The organism is Mesorhizobium sp. WSM4832, from assembly GCF_055811115.1.
In genome coordinates, this window is the sequence record NZ_JBVVQH010000058.1 from 1 (window position 1) to 953 (window position 953).

Consider the following 953-nt stretch of genomic DNA (forward strand, 5'->3'; position numbering starts at 1 on the left):
TAGGGGCATGCATTGACGTCAAGCAGGCCGATTCTGGTCACCGGCGCAGCCGGCTTCATAGGTTTTCACCTCTGCCATAGGCTGCTTGCCGAAGGCCGGCAGGTTGTCGGCCTCGATTCCATGAACGAGTATTACGACATCGCCCTGAAGCGAGCCCGGCTCGAGCGGCTGAAGGCGTTCCCAAACTTTCGCTTCGAGCATGCCGATCTCGCCGATAGCGATGGCATCTCGGGGGTCTTTGCGTCGGCCGCGCCGGAGATCGTCGTCAATCTCGCCGCACAGGCGGGCGTCCGTTATTCGCTGATCAATCCGCACGTCTATGCGCAAAGCAATCTCAATGGCTTCCTCAACATCCTGGAAGGATGCCGGCAGGCCTCGGTCGGCCATCTCGTCTATGCATCGTCGAGCTCGATCTATGGCGGCAGCACGCGCATGCCGTTCTCCGTGCATGATTCCGCCGACCATCCCCTCAGCCTCTATGCCGCCAGCAAGAAGGCAAACGAGCTGATGGCCCACACCTACAGCCATCTGTTCGGGCTGCCGACGACGGGTCTGCGCTTCTTCACCGTCTACGGTCCGTGGGGACGGCCCGACATGGCTCTGTTCATCTTCACCAAGGCCATCCTCGCCGGCCAGCCGATCGACGTTTTCAACCATGGCAACATGCAGCGGGATTTCACCTACATCGACGACATCGTCGAGGGGGTGGTCCGCGTCATGCAGCATCCTGCGACGCCAAACCCCGATTGGACAAATGCCGCGCCGGATCCTGCGACAAGCAGTGCGCCATTCAGGATCCACAATATCGGCGACAGTTCACCGGTCGAGCTGAGCCGGCTGATCGACGTGCTGGAAGACGCGCTTGGGCGCAAGGCAATCCGCAACATGATGCCGCTCCAACCGGGCGACGTGCCGGCAACCTTCGCCGACGTGACCTCGCTCGAAGAGGTGAT

At 61.3% G+C, this 953-nt stretch carries 1 protein-coding gene; it reads left to right on the plus strand.

Annotation, left to right across the window (positions count from 1 at the left end):
• Positions 1-12: 12 nt before the first annotated feature.
• Positions 13-953: NAD-dependent epimerase (locus AC0L2L_RS33330; RefSeq protein WP_473584019.1), on the plus strand; the 941-nt coding region annotated here is incomplete at its 3' end.